Source organism: Candidatus Eremiobacteraceae bacterium, from assembly GCA_035295225.1.
GTDB lineage: Bacteria > Vulcanimicrobiota > Vulcanimicrobiia > Eremiobacterales > Eremiobacteraceae > JABCYQ01.
Genome location: DATGJI010000042.1, coordinates 62131 through 82881, shown reverse-complemented (window position 1 = coordinate 82881; position 20751 = coordinate 62131). Strand labels below are relative to the sequence as shown.

Below are 20751 nucleotides of genomic sequence, written 5' to 3'. Positions count from 1 at the left end.
GCAAGCTCGGCCTTGGGCAGGCGAAAATAACAAAGTAGTCCAAGAACGACTCGGTATTCCGGCCATGAAATTGTCGTGGCGCTGTAGCTCAGTTGGTTAGAGCGCCTGCCTGTCACGCAGGAGGTCGAGGGTTCGAGCCCCTTCAGCGTCGCCACTTCGAACCCGCACCCAGTAAGGGTTGCGGGTTTTACTTTTGTCCGTGGGCCAAACTGGCCGGCTCACGTTTTGCAATTCATCATCGCATGATGGCCATGATCACGTGTCTGCGCCTGGAACCATTCATGAATCGCGGATACGACACTCGGATCAGCGGATGTATAGGTTATTTTCCCGCCAAGCGTGGTGTTCGCATATGCAACTGCCATGCGTGTGTAGCCCGCCTCAAGTTGCTTCAGTCCAGGCATGTTATTTCCGTGAATATATGCGGGGTTCGAGAAGTCGCCATGGGCGAAAGCTGTCGCCTGGTGCCGTAGGTGCTGACGCACGAGCGAGATCTGCTGAGGGTTGCCGTCGTGCACCATGATTTCTTGCACTCCGCCGGTGCTGGTTGTGGTAAACATGTGCATTGCCTCACTCATGCTGAACGGCATAACTTCTTGGCTACGTTGTTCAATGGTCGACGGTGATGGCGTCGGACTTGCAAGTACGGCCGCGGATGTCGCATTTAAGCATATGATCGTAATGCAAGCAATCCTAAGATTCACGAAGCACCTCCGTCAGGATCGAGAGTGACTCTAATATTTCCCCACGCTTCTCGCGGGGAATGGAATCAAAGACCTTTGCGAATTTTGCTTGACGGGTGGTTGCGAGGCGTCGGGCTGCCCGCGTGCCCAGAGGACTAAGCCTTAGGCGAATTACACGCGAGTCGTGCCGGTCTCGGTTTCGTTCGATCCACCCGCGCCCCTCGAGAATCCCCATCAGGCGGCTCACGGTACTCTTCTCAAGACCCAAGCGCAAGCCGAGCGAGTTCTGCGAGAGCCCGGAATTGCGCGACAGTTCCAAAACGGTTTGGGCCTCCGCAACTGAGATAGGTTGCCCACATGGGGTTTGATCAGGTTTGTGCAAACCCAACGCTCGGATCAAGGAGACAATCTCCTCGATGAACCGCCCGCTTGAGGCTTCCGGTGCGCGATTAATAGTTCGAGATGTCAACTGTTGCAGTATACAACTATCCTGGTGATTAAGTCAAGACGCCTGCGTGGCTCCTCGCGGATCGAAGGATTCGTGCAAGCGCAGTCAATCCGATAGAGGAAATAAGCTAGCACCCTCTTGTTCGACCGGTGCACAAACTAGGCGCCCGAAACAGAGAGCCTATGCGGTCTTTCCCTATATGGCTATCCAGATCGGACAAGAGACGAAGGTTCATGGCTACTGTTGCTTTACTTACGGTCTCCAATATCTTCATGACTATCGCTTGGTACGGACACCTCAAGCATACGAAGTCGGCGCTTCCTCTCGCGATCGTCGCGAGTTGGGGCATCGCGTTCTTCGAGTACGTCTTCCAAGTACCAGCGAATAGACTCGGTTACGGCTACTTCTCCCTGTTCCAACTCAAGATAATACAAGAGTGCATTACGTTAGTGGTATTCACGGTCTTCGCGCTTGTCGCTTTTCGAGTTGGGCTGAAGTGGAACTACCTCGTTTCATACGGCTTCATCGTCGGCGCGGTGTACTTCGCGTTTATCGGCGACAGATGAAGATCAGCGCGGGATTTGGCGTCAGAACTGCGGCGACTAGGCTGCGACGAGGTTCTTGACGACGCGTCCGGCTTTTATGACGAGAACCACGCGGCTCGGGTCGTCAAAGATCTCGGGATTCGACAGCGGGTCGCCGCGCACCGCGATCACGTCCGCGATTTTTCCCTGCTCAAGAGTGCCGAGCTGGGAATCCAAGCGCATGATCTTGGCGTTGTTGAGCGTCGCCGAGACGACCGCTTCCATCGGCCCAAGTATCTTCGCCTTGAGCACGAGCTCGAGACCGCGACGGTTTTGACCCGGCCCTAGCATGTCGGAGCCGGATCCGATCAGCAGTCCGGCGTCGCGGGCGATGCGAACCGCGTCGATCATCTTCGCTTCCACGCCGCTCATGCGAGGCACCACGCTCTCGTCGAGCCCCCATGCCTTCCATTCGTTGACCATCAAATTGCAGACGGTCATCGTGGGATCGACGGCTGCGTTCGCCGCTTTGATCGCGGCAGCGGTCGCCTCGTCAAGCATCGTGGCGTGTTCAAAGCACTCGATCCCAGCGGCGAGTCCGTTGCGCATGGCGTCGCAATTGTGCGCGTGACCTGCGACGTACGTCTTGCGCGCCTTCGCCTCGACCACGGCCGCGCGCAGTTCTTCAATAGTAAGCTGCGTGTCCTCAAGCCGGTCGGTAAGCGAGACGACGCCGCCGCTGATGAAGAGCTTGAGCTGCGTGGCGCCGCGACGAAAGATCTTGCGCGCCGCGCGTCGCACTTCGTCCGGACTGTCGCAGAGTTCGAGGAGCTGGATAAGGCCGGGAATCGCCAGCGGATGGTTCAGATCGCAGAACGGTCCGGTGAGGTGTCCGTGGCCCCCCGTTTGCGCGATGGCAGGGCCGGACGGAAAAATGCGCGGCCCACGAACATCGCCCGACTCGATCGCGCGAGCCAAGCCGCCATCCACGCCGCCCATGTCGCGCAGCGTTGTAAATCCGGCATCGAGGGCCAGCTCGCAATTGCGAAACGTCTTGGCCGCGATCTCTGCGGCACTCATCGCGCCGGAGTCTGCCGCCATGTTGAAGACAAGACCGACATGCGCGTGCGCGTCCATGAGGCCAGGCAATAACGTGCATCCGGTGAGATCGAATCCCTGGTCATCACCGCGAACGGCCGGCGCCTGCTTCGTGATGGATGCGATAGCACCCTGATCGGCGATCAGGGTCGTGTCCTTGCGAGGATCGGCACCTGTTCCATCGACAACCACAGCGCCGCTCAGGAATAACGCCACGTCTCCTCCGTCGACTTACAAGCGATTGCGGCGTCGCCGCATGTTCTTCCGTTCGCTAGCTATGGGTTGGTCGCGCTCGCGGCCGTGCGCTGCTCTCGAGGCGTCCGCCCGAAGCGGACCGCCGCGCGCTCGCGTGCCTTCGCCGCTTCTGTGGCTCGGTCGCGTGGCGGCGCATTGGTCACAAGCGAGTCGAGAAGCTCTCGAGCTGCGCTCGTCACATGTTCGACGGCGTGATCGAACGCGGCTTCGTTTGCTTTTGACGGATGCGTGAAGCCGCTCAACTTTCGGACGAATTGGACGGCCGACGCTCGTATCTCATCATGCGTCGCCGGCGGGGCAAAGTTATGGAGTGTTTTTATGTTTCTGCACATCTGCCGCTCCTCCGATGAGCGCTTCTACGACAGCCTCATCTCCCGGCCCCGCCGAGCTGAACATCCTGCGGTTAAAAGGTTGGTCGAGCGCGACGCGATGAATTGCACGACATCAAGATAGATGCCGCCGGCGTCATGCTCAGAGGTGCCGAATAGTGATGACTATGTGGCCGCTGCTCGGCGTTGTCGTCGTGGTCGCCGGATTCGCGCTGCGTCGCAATCCGCTGCTCGTCGTCACGCTGGCCGGTATCGTCTCGTCAATGCTCGCCGGCATTTCGCCGCTGCACATCCTCGATGCGTTTGCATCGGGTTTTGCCGCCAGCCGATCGGTCTCGCTCGCGTTCATCGTCTTGCCGGTCGTGGGCCTAGCAGAGCGATTCGGATTGCAGCAGCGAGCCAAAATCATGATCGCGCGAGCGGCGGCGCTGACCGCCGGACGCTTGCTGCTCGTTTATCTCTTCGTGCGGCAGACGTCGGCGGCGCTCGGTCTCACCAGTATCGGCGGCGTCGCGCCAATGGTCCGTCCCGTGATCTATCCCATGGCTGAGGGAGCGGTGCGCCGCGCTCACGGACGGGAACTGCCCGAGCGCGTCACCGATCTCGTGAAAGCGCACGCGGCTGCAGCGGACACGGTCGGCGCGTTCTTCGGCGAAGATATCTTCGTCGCCGTAGGCGCCGTGCTGCTCATCACCGCGTACGTCGACTCGACCTATCATCTCAAACTCGACGCCGTGCAGATCGCGTTCTGGGCGATTCCAACCGCGGTCGTCGCGTTCCTCATCCACGGCTTTCGTTTGCTGCGCCTCGATGCAACGATATCCGCGATGCTCGAATCAGAACGCGGCGATGCGAGGCGCGGCGCGTGATCACAGCTGAGTGGGTCTACTGGCTCGCGGGCGCATTCTTTCTCTTCACGGGGATCGAAATCGCACTCGACCGCAGCCATCCGCAGCGGTGGACCAACGCGACGTTTTGGACGCTTCTCGGTCTTTCGTTTTTCTACGGCAGTTTCTTGACGGTGCTGCCGAACTGGCCTTTGGGGCTGTCGGTCATCGCGATGGCACTGATCGCCGGGTGCGGGCTGACGTCGGCCGGAACCGTCAGCACGACGACGGACGCGGAGCGCGAAGGGAGCGCGCGCAGAAAGGGCGACCTCTTGTTCGTGCCGGCACTCACGATTCCGGCGGTGACGATCGCTTTTTCCGTCGGCATCAGTAGAATCAGCGTAGAAGGAAAGCCTTTGCTCGCGGCCGGTCAGGCGACGCTCGTGGGCCTGGGTGTCGCCGTCATCGTAGCGCTGATCGTCGGAGCGGTGATCCTTCGTCCAAAGCGACCCTTTGTCGCGTTGAGCGAGGGCCGCAGGCTGCTCGAATCGATCGGTTGGGCAGTGCTGCTGCCGCAGATGCTGGCTGTCTTGGGCGGCCTCTTCACCCAGGCCGGTGTCGGCGCCGATGTGGGCGTGCTTGCCCAACACGCGGTATCGGAGCATTCGCGAATTGTGGCCGTCGTCGCTTATGCCGTCGGCATGGCGCTCTTCACGATCGTGATGGGAAACGCGTTCGCGGCATTTCCGATCATGACGGCGGCCATAGGCTGGCCGGTCTTGGTCGTCCAGCTCGGCGCTCATCCGGCGCCGATGTTCGCCATCGGCATGCTCGCGGGTTATTGCGGAACGCTTTGCACGCCGATGGCCGCCAATTTCAATCTCGTGCCGCCGGCGCTGCTCGGCATGCACGACCGATATGGGCAGATCAAGGTCCAGATCCCTACGGCGCTCGCGCTTTTTGCCGTCAACGTCGGCTTCATGTCCGTTTTGCCGTTTATCTGATCATGAACGACTTTCAAATCGAACTCGCGCCGCGAATCGCACCGGTCGTCCTCGCAAATATCACGACCCGCTTTCCTTATCACGATTCGCATCTCTTCCGCGAGGCGGATGCTTCGTTCAATTTCGTCACAGCGCATCCGGCATTCGGCAACTCGTTCGACTGGCACTCGAGCGTGCACTCGCACTGGACGGCGATGCAGCTCCTCGACCATTTTGCGGCACGTTCGGATCATCCGGCTTGTGTCGAGGCGTTGCACGACGCCGTCGTTCAAAACCTGACCGCGAACAATATTGCGGCGGAAGGCGCCTACTTCGCCGCATTGCCGCACTACGAACGGCCCTACGGTTGGGCATGGGCGATGCTTCTGGCCGCAGCGGCCGAGTCGTCATCGATCGAAGTGGCACGGGAACCATTGCGCGCCTTGGCCACGCAGCTTGCCGCAAACGCGGTGGACTGGCTTGGCAATCTGACCATTCCCGTACGCCACGGTGTGCACGGCAACACGGCGTTCGCGCTCGGACTGATGTTCGACGCCGGTCAAAAACTATCGTTCTCCAAGCTCCTGCGCGCGATCGAGACGAAGGCGCACGAGTGGTTCGCAGACGACCGTGAGTATCCTCAAGCGTGGGAGCGGAGCGGGAACGACTTTCTCTCGCCCGGACTTGCAGAAGCGGATCTGATGCGCCGTCTCGTGCCGCAGCGAGATTTCCGCGACTGGTGGAACGCGTTCATGCCCGATTTAAGACCGGAAGCATCAATACTTTCCGTCGCGCAGGTTCCGGACGTCAGCGACGGCCAGATCGTGCACCTGCACGGTCTGAACCTGTCGCGCGCCGGGATGCTCGCGCGCATCGCACAGGCGCTAGCCCTTCGGCGCGAGCTCGAATCGGCCGAACGTCTCTATCGCGCCGGCGTGAACGCGGCCGTTGGCCACGATTATCTCTCCACGCACTGGCTCGCGACGTTCGCGTGGGATGCCGCAAGGAGCCTTGACGCCGCCGACCTGCGTTCTTAGCTCAACCTCATAAGTAGCGCACAGCGTCGGGCATCACGGTGCGGTTGTCGGAAGTTTGATTCGCCCTTCCAACCAGACCAGACGATCGTGCTGGATCGCCGCGCCTTTCAAGCCGTGATCGGCGTGGTAGAAGTGGATCTCGCCGCGCGCGCCGGCGGCTGCCGCGAACGCGCGAGCGGTTGGCGCTGATACGTACTGGTCGCGATCGGAGAATTGGAAATAGAAGCCGCGGGCGCTCGAACGCGACAAATAGCTGGGAGGATCGAGCGGTTTCATCTGAGCGATGTACGCGGCTTTATCTTTCGGCTGCGCGCCAAGCAGATACCAAGCGCTGAACGACGTCGTGCCCGCCATCAGCACGTACCACTGCGGCCGCGTGTCGACGCCGCTCAACACCGCGCCGTACATCGAGCCGAAATCGTGACCGACATATGCGATCCGTTTGGGATCCACGCCCGGTTGCGCCGCAAGCACGTCGAGAGCGCGACGCAGATCCACGACCTGGCGGATCGAGTCGCGGTAGTCGGTTGCCGGCGCGCGGCCCTTTTCAAACCAGTCGGGCTTCGACCACATGGCGTCCACGAGCATGCAGACCGCGCCGCGTTGGGCTAACGCGGTCGCGTCGGGAACGAACTCCGTGAGATTCGTCGTGGCGGCGTCTCCCAGCCAATGCACGAACAGCACGCCCGGCCGAGAAGCTGCTGCGCCGGAAGGAGCGATGATCTCCGCGCGGATGCGGCCGCCGGCCGGCGATGCGAACGTGACGTCGCGAACGGTGAGCGAGCCGCTCGCCTTGGTCGAAGCCACGCGGACATCGAGCGGTGCCGCAGCGTTATACGTAAACGCAGACGGCGGCAGCGTGACCGCCGCGGCAACACTTGCAAACAGCATAAGGCCGATCGCGGTGGGCCAGGCACATAGTGAACGCACGGCGTTTCCTTTTAAGCGAGTCGGGCGTGCGTTTGGCGCTTCCAGTAAAGCGAGTAATATGCGTACTGGAGCAGCAAGACCACGATAAAGGAGATCGGGTAGCCGAGCCACACGCCCACAAGCTGGTAGCGCTGCATGAGGATGTAGGCCACTGGCACTTCGACCAGCCAAATTCCTATGATGCCGTTGATCATCGGCACAATCACGTCACCACTGCCGCGAATGACCCAGCTGATCGCCGCACTATTGCCGAAGATAAGATACGACCAGAGCGTGACGAAAAGCAGCGTGTGTGCGACCTCAAGCGTGCCGGGATCGGTGATGAACCAACCGAGAATCGCGCGGGAGAAGAGGTAGCACGTGCCGATGATGGCGCCGCCAACCGCGTAGTTGACGCCAACGGCTGAGTGGACCACCTTGACGACCAGGTCTTCGCGGCGCGCGCCGATGGCCTGGGCCGTGAAGATCGACGCCGCCATCCCAATCGAGATAGCCGGGAATTGCACGTAGCTCACGATCTGATTCACGGCGCCGTATGCTGCCGTGGCCCCCGAGCCGAAATGGTTGACAAAAGAAAGCACAGCGAGCTCTGCCAGCGAGACGAGAATCACCTGAACGCCCGTCGGAATGCCGATCTTCAACACCTGACCCAGTAGATGCCAGTCGATGAGCAGATCACCCGCAGTCTCGCGGTCGAACTTCAGCGGGTTGTTCGTGCGGTGGAGATGGATGAGGAATGCCGTGAACGCCACCAGGTTGCTGAGCAGCGCGCCGACGGCCACGCTGACGACGCCGAGCTTGGGAAGCCCGAACCAGCCGAGGATGAACGCGGGCGTGAACGCGATGGAGAGCACCGTACCGATCAGCAAGAAGTACAGCGGAGTTTTAGAATCTCCGACGCCGCGCAAAAACGACGTGTACATGATGTACGGAAACACCGCGGGGGAGATGAGGAAGATGACGCGCGCATATGCGTTTGCGTCGTCCATGATATTCGCCGGCGTACGCAAACCGTTCAGCAGCGCGGGTGCGATCATCGGTCCGAGGATCGCGCAGAAAATCCCGAACGCCAGGGTGGCCCCGAGCGTTGTTCCGGCGATCTTCTTGACGCGATGAGCGTCGCCGGCGCCATGCGCTTGGCCGATCAAGATCGAGCCGCCGGTAGCGACGCCGATCAAGAACGAGAACAGCAAAAAGATCACGGGAAACACTGCCGAGACCGCGGCCAGTCCGTTGACGCCGATCAAGCGCCCTAAGAAGATGAGACTGAACGTCTGCGACGCCGCTTGGAGCACATTGCTCAAGACGAGCGGGACGAGAAAGACGAGGAATAGCTGCCACATGGGGCGCGTGGGATCGAAGATGTTCACGCCCGGCCGCCGGGGTTGCTGCGCTGCGGTCTGTGCCATGCCGCGACTATATCATATCTGGAACGACTGTTTCAAGTATATTGTGGCTGGAACGGCGGCGCATTCAGCGTCTCGATCCACAGCTCGACGGCGCGGTCGATGCGCGCTGTGTCGCCGCTGCCGCACAGATCGAGCATGAATCCACGGAAACCGGCGAGCAGCGCGGTCGCGATCGCGCGTGCGACCTTGCGCGGCGTGCCTCGCCGGATGTACGGCTCTTCGATGAATCGCAACCAATCGAAGACTGCGGAACGCAAAAATGCGGCGTAGCCGCGCCGGTCTTGGAGCGCGAGACCGTAGACTTCGAAGAACAACCGGAAGAGAGGTCTTACCGCGGGTGCGCGCATCGTCGACCAGATCGCTCGCGACAACCCCGAGCACGTTTCGAATTCTTGTTCGCGAAGCCGTGCGAAGTGCGCGCGCTGGCGGTCGCGTGCGACGCCAAGGGCGAGCGCCGCGAGATTCTCTTTTGACCCGAAATAATAGAGCAGGACTCGCGGGCTCGAGCGCACCGCCTTAGCAAGCGGGCGCAGCGAGAGATTCGCATATCCGTGGCCAAGCATGTAGTCGGCTATATCCTCAAGCAGCTTGGTGCGATGCGCTTTATCCGCCGTTCTGGCCACGGCGCAATAGTACCATATATGAAACGTCGGTTTCAACTATCGGGGCCGAGGTGAAGAGCGCCTGCCGCGGCGAAAGCGCGTGCCCGGACCACCCCCAAGACCGCTCGGGACGGAGTAGCTATGATCAGCGGCATGCGTCGTAGAACGTTTCTCACGGGTGTGGGCGCGACGATCGGGGGGCTTGCGCTCAGCAGGCCGGCAATCGCAGCGGCTTCGGGCGCAGAGACGGTCGAACTTCCCTTTACCAACGGCGCGCGTTCGCTCGCGGCGTATCCGCAAAAACGGCCGTTGATCGTTTTGACATCGCGACCGGTCCAACTCGAGACGCCGTTTGCGGTCTTCGACGAAAGCCTCCTCACGCCCAACGACGCATTTTTTGTCCGTTGGCATCTCGCCGGTGTTCCCACATCCGTAGATCCGGCGCAGTATGCGTTGACCGTGCGTGGGCTCGTCGATAAGCCGGCGACGATATCGCTCGCCGAACTGCGAACCGGCTTCGCGCCGGCCGAGGTCACGGCGGTCTGCGAGTGCGCGGGCAACAGCCGCGGATTCTTCCAACCGCGCGTTGCCGGCGGACAATGGGCAAACGGGGCGATGGGAAACGCCCGCTGGCGCGGCGCTCGGCTCAAAGACGTGCTCGCGCGCGCAGGCGTCGCGGGGACAGCAAAAACGGTCCGCTTCAGCGGTATGGACAGGCCTGTGTTGGCGGGTACGCCGAGTTTCAAGAAATCACTGGACGTCGATATCGCCGACGGTGACGACGTATTGCTCGCGTATGAGATGAACGGCGAGCCCTTACCGCTGCTCAATGGGTTTCCGGTCCGGCTCGTGGTGCCGGGCTGGTATGCGACGTATTGGGTGAAGATGCTGAACGACATCGAAGTCCGCGACGCGCCGGATGACAATTTCTGGATGACCACTGCCTATCGCGTTCCGGCCGCGCCTTGCGGTTGCCAGGAGCCGGGCACGAAAGTGCCGACCGTACCGATCTCAAAACTTACGGTAAGGTCTTTCATCACAAACCTCGTGCCGGGTGCTTCTGTCGACCGCCAAGGACAGGTCGCGGTCCGTGGCATCGCTTTCGATAGCGGCAGCGGCATCGCGAAGGTGATGTTCAGCAGCGATAACGGCGCCTCGTGGAGTCAAGCGGCGCTCGGCGCCGATGAAGGGCGTTATGGTTTTCGCGAGTGGTCGGCGTCGTTCTCGTCTGAACCGGGCAAACGCTACGCGCTGCAATGCGCGGCGACGAGTGTCGACGGATCGACGCAGCCGTCCGCCGCGACGTGGAACGCATCCGGTTACATGCGCAACGCGGTCGAAACGCTCGATGTGGCAGCCGCCTCATGAAGAACGACCAACGCAATCACTGTATCGCCGCGGCGATTCTCGCCGCACTGTTCTGCGCAATGCTCGCGACCGCGTCGTCGGCGAAAAGCGACGCAGCCGGCGCGGCGGTGGCGATCACATTGCCGCCCGACGCGCGATCGTTCGGACCCGGCGTCGGACAATCGATCGCGCAAGCTAACTGCACGATCTGTCACGCCGCCGACTACGTGTACATGCAGCCGCCGCTCACCGCCGATCAGTGGCGCGGGGAAGTGCTGAAGATGCAAAAGGCTTACGGCGCGCCGATAGACGCGACCGCAGTCGATGCGCTCGTCCAATATCTCGTAGGGCAAAACGGCAAACCGTAGTGTGCGGAGCGCGACCGATGCGAGGTTTTCCAAGCGAAGCGCCGAACGCGTTTTAGGCCGCCGAGATAGCTCAGTTGGTAGAGCACGCGCCTGAAAAGCGCGGTGTCGCCAGTTCAATTCTGGCTCTCGGCACACCGTCCTAACGCGGATGCGAGGGAATCACCATGCCGCCGGAGATCAAGAAGTCCGAAGACGAGTGGAAACGCGAGCTCACGCCGGAGCAGTATCGCATACTGCGTGAGGCCGGCACGGAAGCGCCGTTCACCGGAAAGCTGCTGCACAATAAAGCGGACGGAACCTATGCATGTGCCGCGTGCGGTGCGCCGCTCTTCGCCGCCAAGACGAAGTTCGACTCAGGTTCCGGCTGGCCCAGTTTCTTCGAGCCGCTTTCCAAGGACGCCGTCGAGCTGCGCGCCGATGATAGTCACGGCATGGTCCGCACGGAAGTGCGCTGTGCGCGCTGTGGATCGCACCTCGGTCATCTTTTCGATGACGGTCCGCAGCCGACCGGCCAGCGATTTTGCATGAACTCCGTCTCGCTTGCGTTTAAAGAAAAGAACTAGCGAGAACGCCGCCTTTCTGAATGCTCGCTGAAAGCGAACCGCGTGTACCGGGCCGTTGGCCCGATTGACAGCGCGCAATCGCATGATATCGTTTTACTCACAGGGTTTTGCATTTCACGATGGGGGTGGCGTTCATGGTCTCGAGGGGGTTTGGGTATTTGCTCGCAGCCGCGGGTCTGCTGGCATTGGCCGGGTGCGGCGGCGCGTCAGCGCTTCCGCATTCCAACATGGCGTCGAACGGAATGGCAGGACAAGCCGGTACGGTCCTCAGTCTTTCCGGTGACGGGATTCAACCTGATTCCGCAGAGGGCGTCGGGATCAGATTGAACGGCGAATCGACCTTTAAGAGCGCCCACTACGGAGTCGTGCTCGGCTATTTCAGGGGCGTCAAATCCACGGTTTCACAGGTCGTCCAGCTGACGGCGAATACACGCGTGATTTTTATGAATGTCGACGCTTCGTTTCCGCACACGGCGAGCTTCCTTGGCAACGCGACGCGGAACAACGCTCCTTTCCCGCCCACGTTCAATGGCGGCAGCACGCAGTCGCCGGCGGGAACATTGATCAACACGCCGATGTTCAGCACCGGTCCGCTTAGCCCCGGTCAACACTCGCTGAAGTACAATAGCGGACCGCCCGGATTCTACATGTTCGGCTGCGCATTCCACTACGATTCACATGGCATGCGGACGGTCTATATCGTCAAGTAGCGGAAGAGCAAAGTAATCCGACGCGAATGCGCGGACGGCCGGCGATACGCCGGCCGTCCGCGCGTCTTTCGCGTGAGAAGAGGTAGCATCCGGGTCCGGACGAACCATGAGGTTCGGCGGGGCGCGATAGACCTGGCTGACCGTTTGCGGATCCTATCGCGACATCAGCGGAGGTCACTTGATGGGTCGTATCGAGATCCAGTCGCGGCTGCATTCAACGGCGCTGCGCGCCGCCATTGCAAGCGGCGCAATGCTCGCGGTCGTCGGTTCGCTCATGCTTCCCGCACGCGCGGATGGAGCGTCGGCCTTGGGCACGCAGGTGGTGCCGGGCGCGAACGCCGCGATCAAATGGGCATTGCATGGCGGCGCGACCGCTAGTCCGAGCCCCGGAGTCTCGAGCAACGCCTACCCGAAGATCCCGGCAGGTTCGCAAGCCGGTCTGCCAGTCGGATACTCGTATACCGCAGATATCAGCGCGGCGTACCCGTTAGGCGACGTCGGATCATTCGGCAAGCGCTGGCTGCCGGGCGGCGTGGACCTTGTCGCGTCGTACGGGTTCAGTCCGACGCTGCGCGTCGCGGCGAGCTACTACGAAGTCCAACACTACCCGGTCGGCTTTGACAGCGGCATCGTTCCGCTCTTCATCCAAGGCCTGGCGCCGCCGGTCGGCACGGTGGATCTGAGCACGACCAATATCGATGCGACGACCAAAGATCGATTCACGATCTTCAACGTTGAGAAGCTTTTCCGCCTCGGCAAGCTGCCGATCGTCGTGACGCCGACGTATGTATCGCGCAATTCAACGGTCGGCAAAGGACCGCAAGATATCGTCGCCTTTTGGTACAAAGGCTTTCCTAGGTTCGGCATCAACACGCGCACCGCGCAATACGATTCGCTCGCGATCACGCTGCCATTCCTCTCGACGCCGAAGATGTTCGCGACATTTACCGCGGCGCCGACATGGCTCACGCACCGAAACGGACTGAACCAAGACAACCACGCCCAGATATACCAGATCGTGTATGTCGAGTATAACCTCGACGCGCGCACCAAGCTCTTTTATCAACCGCAATCGTCGCGCGACTATCTGCCTGCCGATCCGTACCCGCAGCACATCGCGTCGTACTTCCTTGGCGCGTCGGAGCGCTTCGGGAAGAACGGCTTCGTGCAGCTCGTTCTCAATAGCGGAAGTCCGACCAACTATAACCCATATCGGATATACGGTCTCCATTGCCTTGCAACACCGTGCTCGCAAAACCCGGTCATTCCGCAGATCGGCGGCCTCAAAGCCACGCAGCTGCAGTTCCAGATCGGTCTTGGCTCGCCAAGTGTTCTGCCGTTCTGAGGTGAACGAAATGCGGATGCAATCCATCAACAGCGCGCGCACGATCGCAGCGACAACGCTCGCGGCGACGGTGCTCCTCTGCGCGTGTTCGAGCGGCAGCAGCACGTCGAACCGCCCGCCCCCGCAACCGACCGGCGCGGCGATATTCTCGCGCATCGTCGGTGTCGGCGACAGTCTGACCGCGGGTTACCAGTCCGGCGGACTGCTCGGAATCAACACGACTAGCCCGGTTTCCGGTTTCCCCGGCAATCTCGTTCCGGCCACGCAAGAGAACGGCTTTTGGTCGCTGCTCGTTCAGCAAGCGAACGGTTTATCGCCCGCGTCCATGTACAATCCCACAACCTCGCCGCTGCCGCTCATCGCCGCGCCGGGCTTGAACTCGCAACTGGTGCTCGGCACGACCTCGCTGTTCGCCGCCACCCACTCGGCGTGCGACGCTTTCAATGACGGGGCGTATGCCATCTCGACGTACGGAACGACGCGGCTCAATCCGGCCGGCCCCATACGCGACGTAGGCATTCCCGGCCAGACGGCGCACGAAGCCATCTACATGACGAACCCGCTGACCGGCCCGGGCCAACAGCCCAATTGTCAGTATCCGTTCAATCCGCACGATCCGACCACGCTGCTCCAACCGCTACTAGACGGCGAGAGCAGCACGTTTTATCCGATTCTCGGCAGTTTCGCGGGCACTGTGCATCCGCTGACGCAGCTCAACGTCGCCCTTTCGCTGCATCCGTCGCTCACGACCGTCTGGCTCGGCGCGAATGACCTCTTGAAGTATGCGTTCAGCGGCGGCCGATCGCCGTCCGATTCGCCCAAACAGATGCAGGCCGATATCGTCACGATAATCACGAGGCTTCACGCGGCCGGTTCGCGCGTCGTCGTCGCGAATTTGCCGGACGTGTTGAGCACGCCGCAGTTCTTCCAGGGCGGACCAACGCTGATCGCGACGCTTGAGGCACCCCCGTTCAGTGTGCCCGCGCCGGCCGCGCAAGCGGTCACCGCATACATCCAGGCGACGTACGGTGTCGGCCCAAACGGATATCTCACCGAAAGCGGCTTTTTCGTCGTGCTGCAAGATCTTGCGCTCGGAAACGTCACACCGACGCTCACTGCGCCGGGCGATTTTCTGACGGATGCGTTTGCGGCGCAAGTGCAGGGATTGAACACGGCGTATAACGGCGCGATCGGCGCGGCGGCGACCGCGACGAAGACTCCGCTCGTGGACATCCATGGATTGTTCGCCACGATCAAGCAGGATGGCGGAGTGCCGATCAACCCGCCGAAATGCTGCAGTCTGCAGTTCGGCGGCGGACTCCTGAGCTTCGACGGTCTGCATCCTTCGAACACCGGCTATGCGCTCGTCGCAAACGCGTTCATCGCGACCATCGACACGGGCTTTGCGACGACGGTTTCGCCGCTCTCGAACGCGCAGATCTTCGCGATCTATTCAACCGACCCATACGCCCAGCACTGACGCCGCACGCTCGTCCGGACGCAGCGTCCGGCCGATATTAAGAGCATGACCCAGCATTGCGCGCCCGCGCGGCTGGCGCTCGGGCTCGCCGTCTGCCTCATCCTCAGCGCATGCTCGCGCCAGACTTCGGCTGAACGATCCGCCGCGAACCCTGGGACGATCCCGGGCGTTTTGAGGATCGCCTCACAGCAACAGCCGGAGACGATGAGCACGTTGACGTCCGAACAGTACATCGACACCGACTTGAGCATGCTCTGGGCATCGTATCTGTTCTTGTGGAGCGACAAGAACGAACTCGTCCCCGATCTAGCGACCGAAGTCCCGACGCAAGCGAACGGCGGGATCAGCGTCGACGGCAAGACGGTCACGTACCATCTGCGTCGCAACGTCGTGTGGCACGACGGCGCGCCGTTCACCGCAAAGGACGTGGTGTTCACGTGGCACGCGATCATGAACCCCCGCAATGTCACGGGCACGAAGGTCTGTTACGCGTTGATCAAAACCATCGCGTCGCCCGACGACCACACGATCGTCGTGCGTCTCAAACGCCCGTACTCGCCGTTCGTCGCGACGTTTTTTTCGATGGCGAACGAGGCCTATTCAGTTCTCCCCGCTCATGTCTTGTCGAAATATCGCGACCTCAACAACGTCCCGTTCAACGTCTTACCGATCGGCACCGGTCCGTTTGTCGTCGTCTCGAACGAGGCCGGGAAAATCCGGTTTGTCGCAAACCGCCGGTATTGGCGCGGGCCGCCGCGGTTGCGCGAGATCGACTTCGAGTGGCTTCCAGACGACGCGTCGCTCGTACGCGAGCTCGCCGCACATCGCGTAGACCTCTATCTCGAAAGCGCGCAATCGCTTGAACCGGAACTGCACGGGATCCCGGGCACTACCATCTACCTCTATCCTTTCACGCGCTTCTCGGACATCGGTTTCAACCTCGGCCGGCCCCAGCTGGCCGACATCCGGGTTCGTCGCGCTCTCGCGTATGCGACCGACCGGACCGCGCTCATAGATCGCGTCTCACGCGGTGTGAATCTGCCGGCCGACTCGGATCAGCCGCGCGGATCGTGGGCTCACGCAAACGGCATCCACGCCTATCCGTACGATCCTGGTCGCGCAGCTTCGCTGCTCAGCGAGGCGGGCTGGAAGCGCGGCGCGGACGGGGTCCGACGGAAAGACGGCAGACAGCTCGTGCTGCTCATGATCGGCGAGCTCGGCTCTGCGACCGCTCTCGCCGCGGAAACAGAGATCGCGCGCGAGTGGCGAGCTGTTGGCGTTCAGCTTCGTATCAAGAACTATCCATCGGCGCAGCTATACGCGACGAAGAGCGGAGGCGGCATCCAACAGAACGGCCGATTCGACGTGACGTTCGAGCAGTGGGGCAACGGGGTCGATCCCGACGACTCGCAACTTTTCGACTGCGATCAAGCGCCGCCGGCGGGTTGGAACATCTATTTCTACTGCGATCGCGCGCTCGATAGAGCAGAGGAACGAGCCACGACCGACTATAGCATCGCGCGGCGCAAGCGCGACTACGCCGCCGTGCAGCGAATACTTGCCGCCGACCTCCCCATCGTCCCGGTATGGTTCGTTCAGCGTCAGGACATCGCGAGCATCGATCTGCGCGGCTATCGCCCGGCGAACGCGGTGAGCCCGCTCTGGAATTCGTGGGAATGGCAGATCTGAGGCCAAGCCGCGATTGCAAGGCGCCTGTGACCGCCATCACGCGCACCCGATAACGGCCTTCCCAGACGATAACAAGTACATGGCCGAAACCGGGGCTCGCGTGCCCGGAACGAACGACTCTGTGCCCAGGACGCCAAGGCGGCGATGGATTGTTCTCGTCTTAGCGCTGGTGGCCATCACCGCGCTCACGACCGCATACGATTTCCAGGCGATATCCGGTGCGCTCTCGCGCACCGAGTCGTTCCATAACGCGCGCCAGCTGACGTCGCAAATGGTCGAGGCGTTGTTCCGGCAAGAATCCAGCTTGCGCGGTTACACGTCCACGCGCGATCCTGAATATCTGAAACCGTTCCGCGATGCACGCGCCGATTTCGGCGCGAGTCTCGAGACGCTGCGCGAATATCTGGATAGCGTCGGCTTGTCGGACGCGCAACCGTATCTTCGCGACATCACACGGATCCACGCACAATGGGTCGACACGGTCGCCGCGCCGTTGATGACCAATCCGTCCGGCGAACTCGCCCAGAGCCGTCAGCGAACCGGAGAGCTGCTTTTCAGCTCGCTCAACGATGACGTGGACGGACTTGCCGCCGCCCTCGACGTCGCGGCACAGAAGTCGGCGCGCGAATCTCGGCTGCGCGTCATCATCACCGTCCTCGAGATCGTGGTGATCACCCTTGTCTTCGTCCTCACGGCGATCCGCATGTACGGTGCGACGCGGCAGATCGAACGCCGCTTCCTCGCAGAGCTCACCGAGGCGAACACGAGTCTCGTGAACGCCCAACGGCTCGCCCGCGTCGGCAACTGGACCAAAGATCTTCGTACCGGCAAGCTCTCCTGGTCCGACGAGATGTGCAGGATCTTCGGCGTCTCGTCCACGGAAGTCGATGAAGGTCTGCTGCGTCACTTCGATCACCCGAGCGATGTGACAAATGTGAAGCACGTCGTCTCCGCGGCACAGGCGAACTTCGAACCGTACAGCATCGACCACCGAGTCGTGCTGCGAGACGGATCCGTGCGGCACGTACAGGAGCAGGCGGAATATTCGTTTGATTCGTCGGGCAAAGCCGTCAGCGTCATTGGCACACTTCTGGACGTCACGGCGCGCAAGCAGGCGGAAGAGCGGCTCGCGCATCTCGCCCACCACGATGCCTTGACCGGCTTGCCGAACCGCACGCTGCTGCACGAGCGTCTGTCGCAGGCGCTCTTGTTCGCGCGGCGTCATTCATCGACCGTAGCAGTCCTGTACCTCGATCTCGACCGCTTCAAGGGTGTCAACGACACACTGGGCCACGGTGTCGGGGACGAGCTGCTTAAGGTGGTCGCGACACGCCTTTCGACGGCGGTGCGGCCGACCGACACGGTCGTCCGACCCGGCGGTGACGAGTTCATCATCGTCCTCGCCGACATGTCGCGCGAATCCGACGTGAAGGAAGTCTCCGAGAAGATCGGGCGCACGTTTGCCGCGCCGTTCGTGGTGGAACGAGACGAGTTCTTCATATCCACGAGCATCGGCGTCGCGCTCTTCCCCAAAGACGGCGACGACGCGGAGACGCTCATCAAGAACGCCGATGCGGCTATGTATCAGGCCAAAGAGCGCGGCCGCAACAACACGCAGTTCTACACCCCGGACATCCAAGACGCGACGCGGCGCAAGCTCTCCTTAGAGGGCGACCTGCGCAAAGCGCTTGAGCGCGAAGAATTCGTCCTTCACTATCAACCCATCGTCTCCGTCACGAGCGGTGCGATCACAGGATTTGAATCGCTGGTGCGCTGGCAGCATCCGCAACGCGGTCTGATCGCACCGAACGATTTCATCCCGATCGCGGAAGAAGTCGGCGTCATCGTGCCGCTCGGTGAATGGGTGCTCAGAACTGCTGCCGCGCAGCAGAAGGCGTGGGAGCGCGGAGGTTGCGATGTGGGCCGCGTTACGGTCAACATCTCAGCACGTCAATTCCAGCAGCGAGACCTGCCGGAAGTCGTCGGCCGGATCGTCGAGGAGTTTGACATCCGGCCTGGTACGCTCGAACTGGAACTGACGGAAAGCATCGTCATGCGCGATGTCAAGGATGGCATCCGGGCTGTGGCACAGCTGCGTGAAATGGGCGTGGCCGTCGCCATGGACGACTTCGGAACCGGGTACAGCTCGCTCAGCTATCTCAAGAGCTTCCCGATCGCGTCGCTCAAGATCGACGGGTCGTTCATCCGCGACCTGAACGTGGATCAGTTCGACGAAGCGATCTCTCAAGCGATCATTACGCTGGCTCGAAGCCTCCAAGTGCGGGTCGTCGCAGAAGGCGTCGAGACGCAGTCGCAATTGTTGAAGCTCCGCCGAATGGGATGCGACGAAGCGCAAGGCTACTATTTCAGCCGGCCGGTGCCGGCGCTCGAGACCGTTGCGCTCTTCGATCGATTCAGGCGGCTCGAAGCGCGACAAGGAGCATGATCGCCAGGCCCGGACGCGCCGCGGCTTTCGCGTTGTTCGCGGCGGCGGCTGTTGGACTCAGCGCATGCACGCCGTCGAGTGCCGTCACGGAAGCATCGATTGGATCTGCGAGACCGCGCGTCTCGACCGACGGCCTTCTTCGCATGGCCGGCGATCAGAAACCCGACAATCTCAACCCGTTGATCGGCACACAGGTCATCGATACCGATCTTTCGCTGCTATGGGGCAGCTATTTGTTCTTGTGGAACGACCAAGATCAGTTTGTGCCGGAACTTGCGACCGCGGTTCCGACCCCCGACAACGGCGGAGTGACCGGTGACGGTCTCACCATAATGTATCACTTGCGTACCGGTGTTGTATGGCAAGACGGAGCGCCGTTCACCGCAAAGGACGTCATCTTCTCGTGGCGCCAGGTTATGAATCCCCGCAACGACACGGGCAGCCGCCAAGGGTACGATCAGATAAAAAGCATCGATGCCCCAAATGCTCATACGCTGGTCGTGCATCTGAAGCGACGCTACGCGCCGTTCGTGGCGACCTTCTTCTCCATGTCCGCATCGTCATTTTGCATTCTCCCCGAGCACTTGCTCTCGAAGTATGCGGATCTGAACAAGATCGGGTACGATCAAATTCCCGTCGGAACCGGACCGTTCCGCGTGACGTCAAATGCGGACGGGCGGGTCAAGCTCGCTGCAAATCCGCTCTACTGGCGAGGCGCGCCCGGGCTCAAAGAGATCGACTATCAGTACATCGCGAGCGACGAGAAGATTCTGGAGCAGCTGAAAGCGCAGAAGATCGATTTCTACGAAGACGCCGCACAGGCTCTAGAGCCCGAACTGCACGGGATCGGCGGCACGACCGTCTATCTCTACCCGTTCACGCGCTGGACCGACGTCGGTCTGAATCTTAGCCGCCCCCAACTACGCGATCCGCGCGTTCGCCACGCGCTCGCATATGCGATCGACCGTGAAGGCCTGGTCGAACACGTGACGCACGGCGTCAACTTTCCGGCGGACAGCGATCAACCGCCGTTTTTCTGGGCGCACGACAACGCTCTCAAGGCAGATCCGTACGACCCGGCGGCGGCCGCGAGGCTGCTCGACGCCGCAGGTTGGCGCGTCGGCAAGGGCGGCATCCGGCGCAAGAACGGCATCCCCATGAACCTCGAGATGGTCGGAGCCCTCGGAGATCAGACCATTTCGGACGCACAGCGCTACATCCAGCGAGAGTGGCTTCGCATCGGCGTACGTGCGACCATCACGAACTACGCGTCCGATCGGTTATACGACGATAAGGCGAACGGCGGCATCGAGCAGAACGGCCGCTTCGACGTGGCGATAGAAGACTGGGCGAACGGCGTGGATCCAGACGAGTCTCAGCTGTTCATGTGCGCGATGGCGCCGCCTGCGGGTTGGAATATCTATCACTACTGCGATCGCAAACTCGATGCCGCGGAGAACTCCGGTATCGCGGACTATCGCATCGCGGGTCGCAAGCGGGATTACGACCGCGTCCAGCAGATCCTCGCGGAGGATTTGCCGATAATCGTGCTCTGGTTCCAGCAGCGTCAAGACGTGGCGACGGTGGCACTCCAGAACTACCGGCCGGCCCACGCCGTGAGCCCGTTCTGGAACGCATGGCAGTGGAAACTGTAGTAGGGCAAGCCTCGCTTGCCCGG

General features: G+C 61.5%; 19 protein-coding genes and 2 tRNA genes. 15 read left to right on the top strand and 6 right to left on the bottom strand.

The genetic code is table 11. The annotated features are described in order from the left end of the window. Positions 1-77: 77 nt before the first annotated feature. Positions 78-154: transfer RNA gene (locus tag VKT51_06900), tRNA-Asp, on the top strand. A 64-nt stretch (positions 155-218) separates the two neighbouring features. Here VKT51_06900 and VKT51_06895 read toward each other — a convergent pair. Continuing rightward, entirely contained in the window at positions 219-704 is a 486-nt protein-coding gene (locus tag VKT51_06895; protein ID HLJ83878.1) for a hypothetical protein, read from the bottom strand. Between the two features lie 609 nt (positions 705-1313). Here VKT51_06895 and VKT51_06890 point away from each other — a divergent pair. After that, complete coding sequence (locus tag VKT51_06890) at positions 1314-1697, top strand: DMT family protein (GenBank protein HLJ83877.1); 384 nt, start codon at positions 1314-1316, stop codon at positions 1695-1697. Between the two features lie 36 nt (positions 1698-1733). Here VKT51_06890 and VKT51_06885 read toward each other — a convergent pair whose 3' ends face one another. Both VKT51_06885 and VKT51_06880 read right to left on the bottom strand, forming a co-directional pair. Continuing rightward, complete coding sequence (locus VKT51_06885) at positions 1734-2969, bottom strand: amidohydrolase family protein (protein HLJ83876.1); 1236 nt, start codon at positions 2967-2969, stop codon at positions 1734-1736. 59 nt (positions 2970-3028) lie between these two features. Further along, positions 3029-3340: a DUF2277 domain-containing protein gene (locus tag VKT51_06880; protein HLJ83875.1), complete on the bottom strand. Its 312-nt coding sequence runs from the start codon at positions 3338-3340 to the stop codon at positions 3029-3031. Positions 3341-3498: 158 nt separating this feature from the next. On the opposite strand from VKT51_06880, the gene VKT51_06875 reads away from it, so the two are divergent. From VKT51_06875 to VKT51_06865, 3 genes are read left to right on the top strand one after another with little or no spacing between them, the layout of a single operon-like run. After that, positions 3499-4206, top strand: a complete 708-nt coding sequence (locus VKT51_06875; GenBank protein HLJ83874.1) for a DUF969 domain-containing protein — start codon at positions 3499-3501, stop codon at positions 4204-4206. Then, positions 4203-5168: a DUF979 domain-containing protein gene (locus VKT51_06870; protein HLJ83873.1), complete on the top strand. Its 966-nt coding sequence runs from the start codon at positions 4203-4205 to the stop codon at positions 5166-5168. The genes VKT51_06875 and VKT51_06870 overlap by 4 nt, the downstream gene beginning before the upstream one ends. Before the next feature lie 2 nt (positions 5169-5170). Further along, on the top strand, positions 5171-6184 hold the full coding sequence (locus VKT51_06865; GenBank protein HLJ83872.1) for a DUF2891 family protein: 1014 nt from the start codon (positions 5171-5173) through the stop codon (positions 6182-6184). Positions 6185-6217: 33 nt separating this feature from the next. On the opposite strand, the gene VKT51_06860 is transcribed toward VKT51_06865, so the two are convergent. Genes VKT51_06860 through VKT51_06850 form a run of 3 tightly spaced genes read right to left on the bottom strand, consistent with a single transcriptional unit; the run spans position 6218 to position 9146 of the window. After that, positions 6218-7114, bottom strand: coding sequence for a hypothetical protein (locus VKT51_06860; GenBank protein HLJ83871.1), 897 nt, complete (start codon positions 7112-7114; stop codon positions 6218-6220). Between the two features lie 11 nt (positions 7115-7125). After that, the gene (locus tag VKT51_06855; protein HLJ83870.1) at positions 7126-8523 is read right to left on the bottom strand and encodes an MATE family efflux transporter; all 1398 of its coding nucleotides are present in this window, start codon (positions 8521-8523) and stop codon (positions 7126-7128) included. A 32-nt stretch (positions 8524-8555) separates the two neighbouring features. After that, positions 8556-9146: a TetR/AcrR family transcriptional regulator gene (locus tag VKT51_06850; protein ID HLJ83869.1), complete on the bottom strand. Its 591-nt coding sequence runs from the start codon at positions 9144-9146 to the stop codon at positions 8556-8558. 132 nt (positions 9147-9278) lie between these two features. Between VKT51_06850 and VKT51_06845 the strand changes: the two genes are divergently transcribed. From VKT51_06845 to VKT51_06800, 10 genes are all read left to right on the top strand, one after another. Then, positions 9279-10493 (top strand): molybdopterin-dependent oxidoreductase, encoded by a 1215-nt coding sequence (locus tag VKT51_06845; GenBank protein HLJ83868.1) that lies wholly within the window; start codon positions 9279-9281, stop codon positions 10491-10493. Further along, on the top strand, positions 10490-10840 hold the full coding sequence (locus VKT51_06840; protein HLJ83867.1) for a hypothetical protein: 351 nt from the start codon (positions 10490-10492) through the stop codon (positions 10838-10840). The genes VKT51_06845 and VKT51_06840 overlap by 4 nt, the downstream gene beginning before the upstream one ends. A 59-nt stretch (positions 10841-10899) precedes the next feature. Next, positions 10900-10972 (top strand) — tRNA-Phe (locus tag VKT51_06835). A gap of 32 nt (positions 10973-11004) precedes the next feature. After that, on the top strand, positions 11005-11403 hold the full coding sequence (msrB, locus tag VKT51_06830; protein ID HLJ83866.1) for a peptide-methionine (R)-S-oxide reductase MsrB: 399 nt from the start codon (positions 11005-11007) through the stop codon (positions 11401-11403). A gap of 158 nt (positions 11404-11561) precedes the next feature. Beyond that, positions 11562-12113: a hypothetical protein gene (locus VKT51_06825; protein HLJ83865.1), complete on the top strand. Its 552-nt coding sequence runs from the start codon at positions 11562-11564 to the stop codon at positions 12111-12113. A gap of 178 nt (positions 12114-12291) precedes the next feature. Then, entirely contained in the window at positions 12292-13458 is a 1167-nt protein-coding gene (locus VKT51_06820; GenBank protein HLJ83864.1) for a hypothetical protein, read from the top strand. Between the two features lie 10 nt (positions 13459-13468). Next, on the top strand, positions 13469-14938 hold the full coding sequence (locus VKT51_06815) for an SGNH/GDSL hydrolase family protein (protein HLJ83863.1): 1470 nt from the start codon (positions 13469-13471) through the stop codon (positions 14936-14938). Positions 14939-14983: 45 nt separating this feature from the next. Further along, on the top strand, positions 14984-16627 hold the full coding sequence (locus VKT51_06810; GenBank protein HLJ83862.1) for a peptide ABC transporter substrate-binding protein: 1644 nt from the start codon (positions 14984-14986) through the stop codon (positions 16625-16627). A 169-nt stretch (positions 16628-16796) separates the two neighbouring features. Then, positions 16797-19073, top strand: coding sequence for an EAL domain-containing protein (locus VKT51_06805; GenBank protein HLJ83861.1), 2277 nt, complete (start codon positions 16797-16799; stop codon positions 19071-19073). Then, a complete protein-coding gene (locus tag VKT51_06800; protein HLJ83860.1) occupies positions 19070-20728 on the top strand; it encodes a peptide ABC transporter substrate-binding protein in 1659 nt (552 codons plus the stop codon). The genes VKT51_06805 and VKT51_06800 overlap by 4 nt, the downstream gene beginning before the upstream one ends. The last annotated feature ends 23 nt before the right edge of the window (positions 20729-20751 follow it).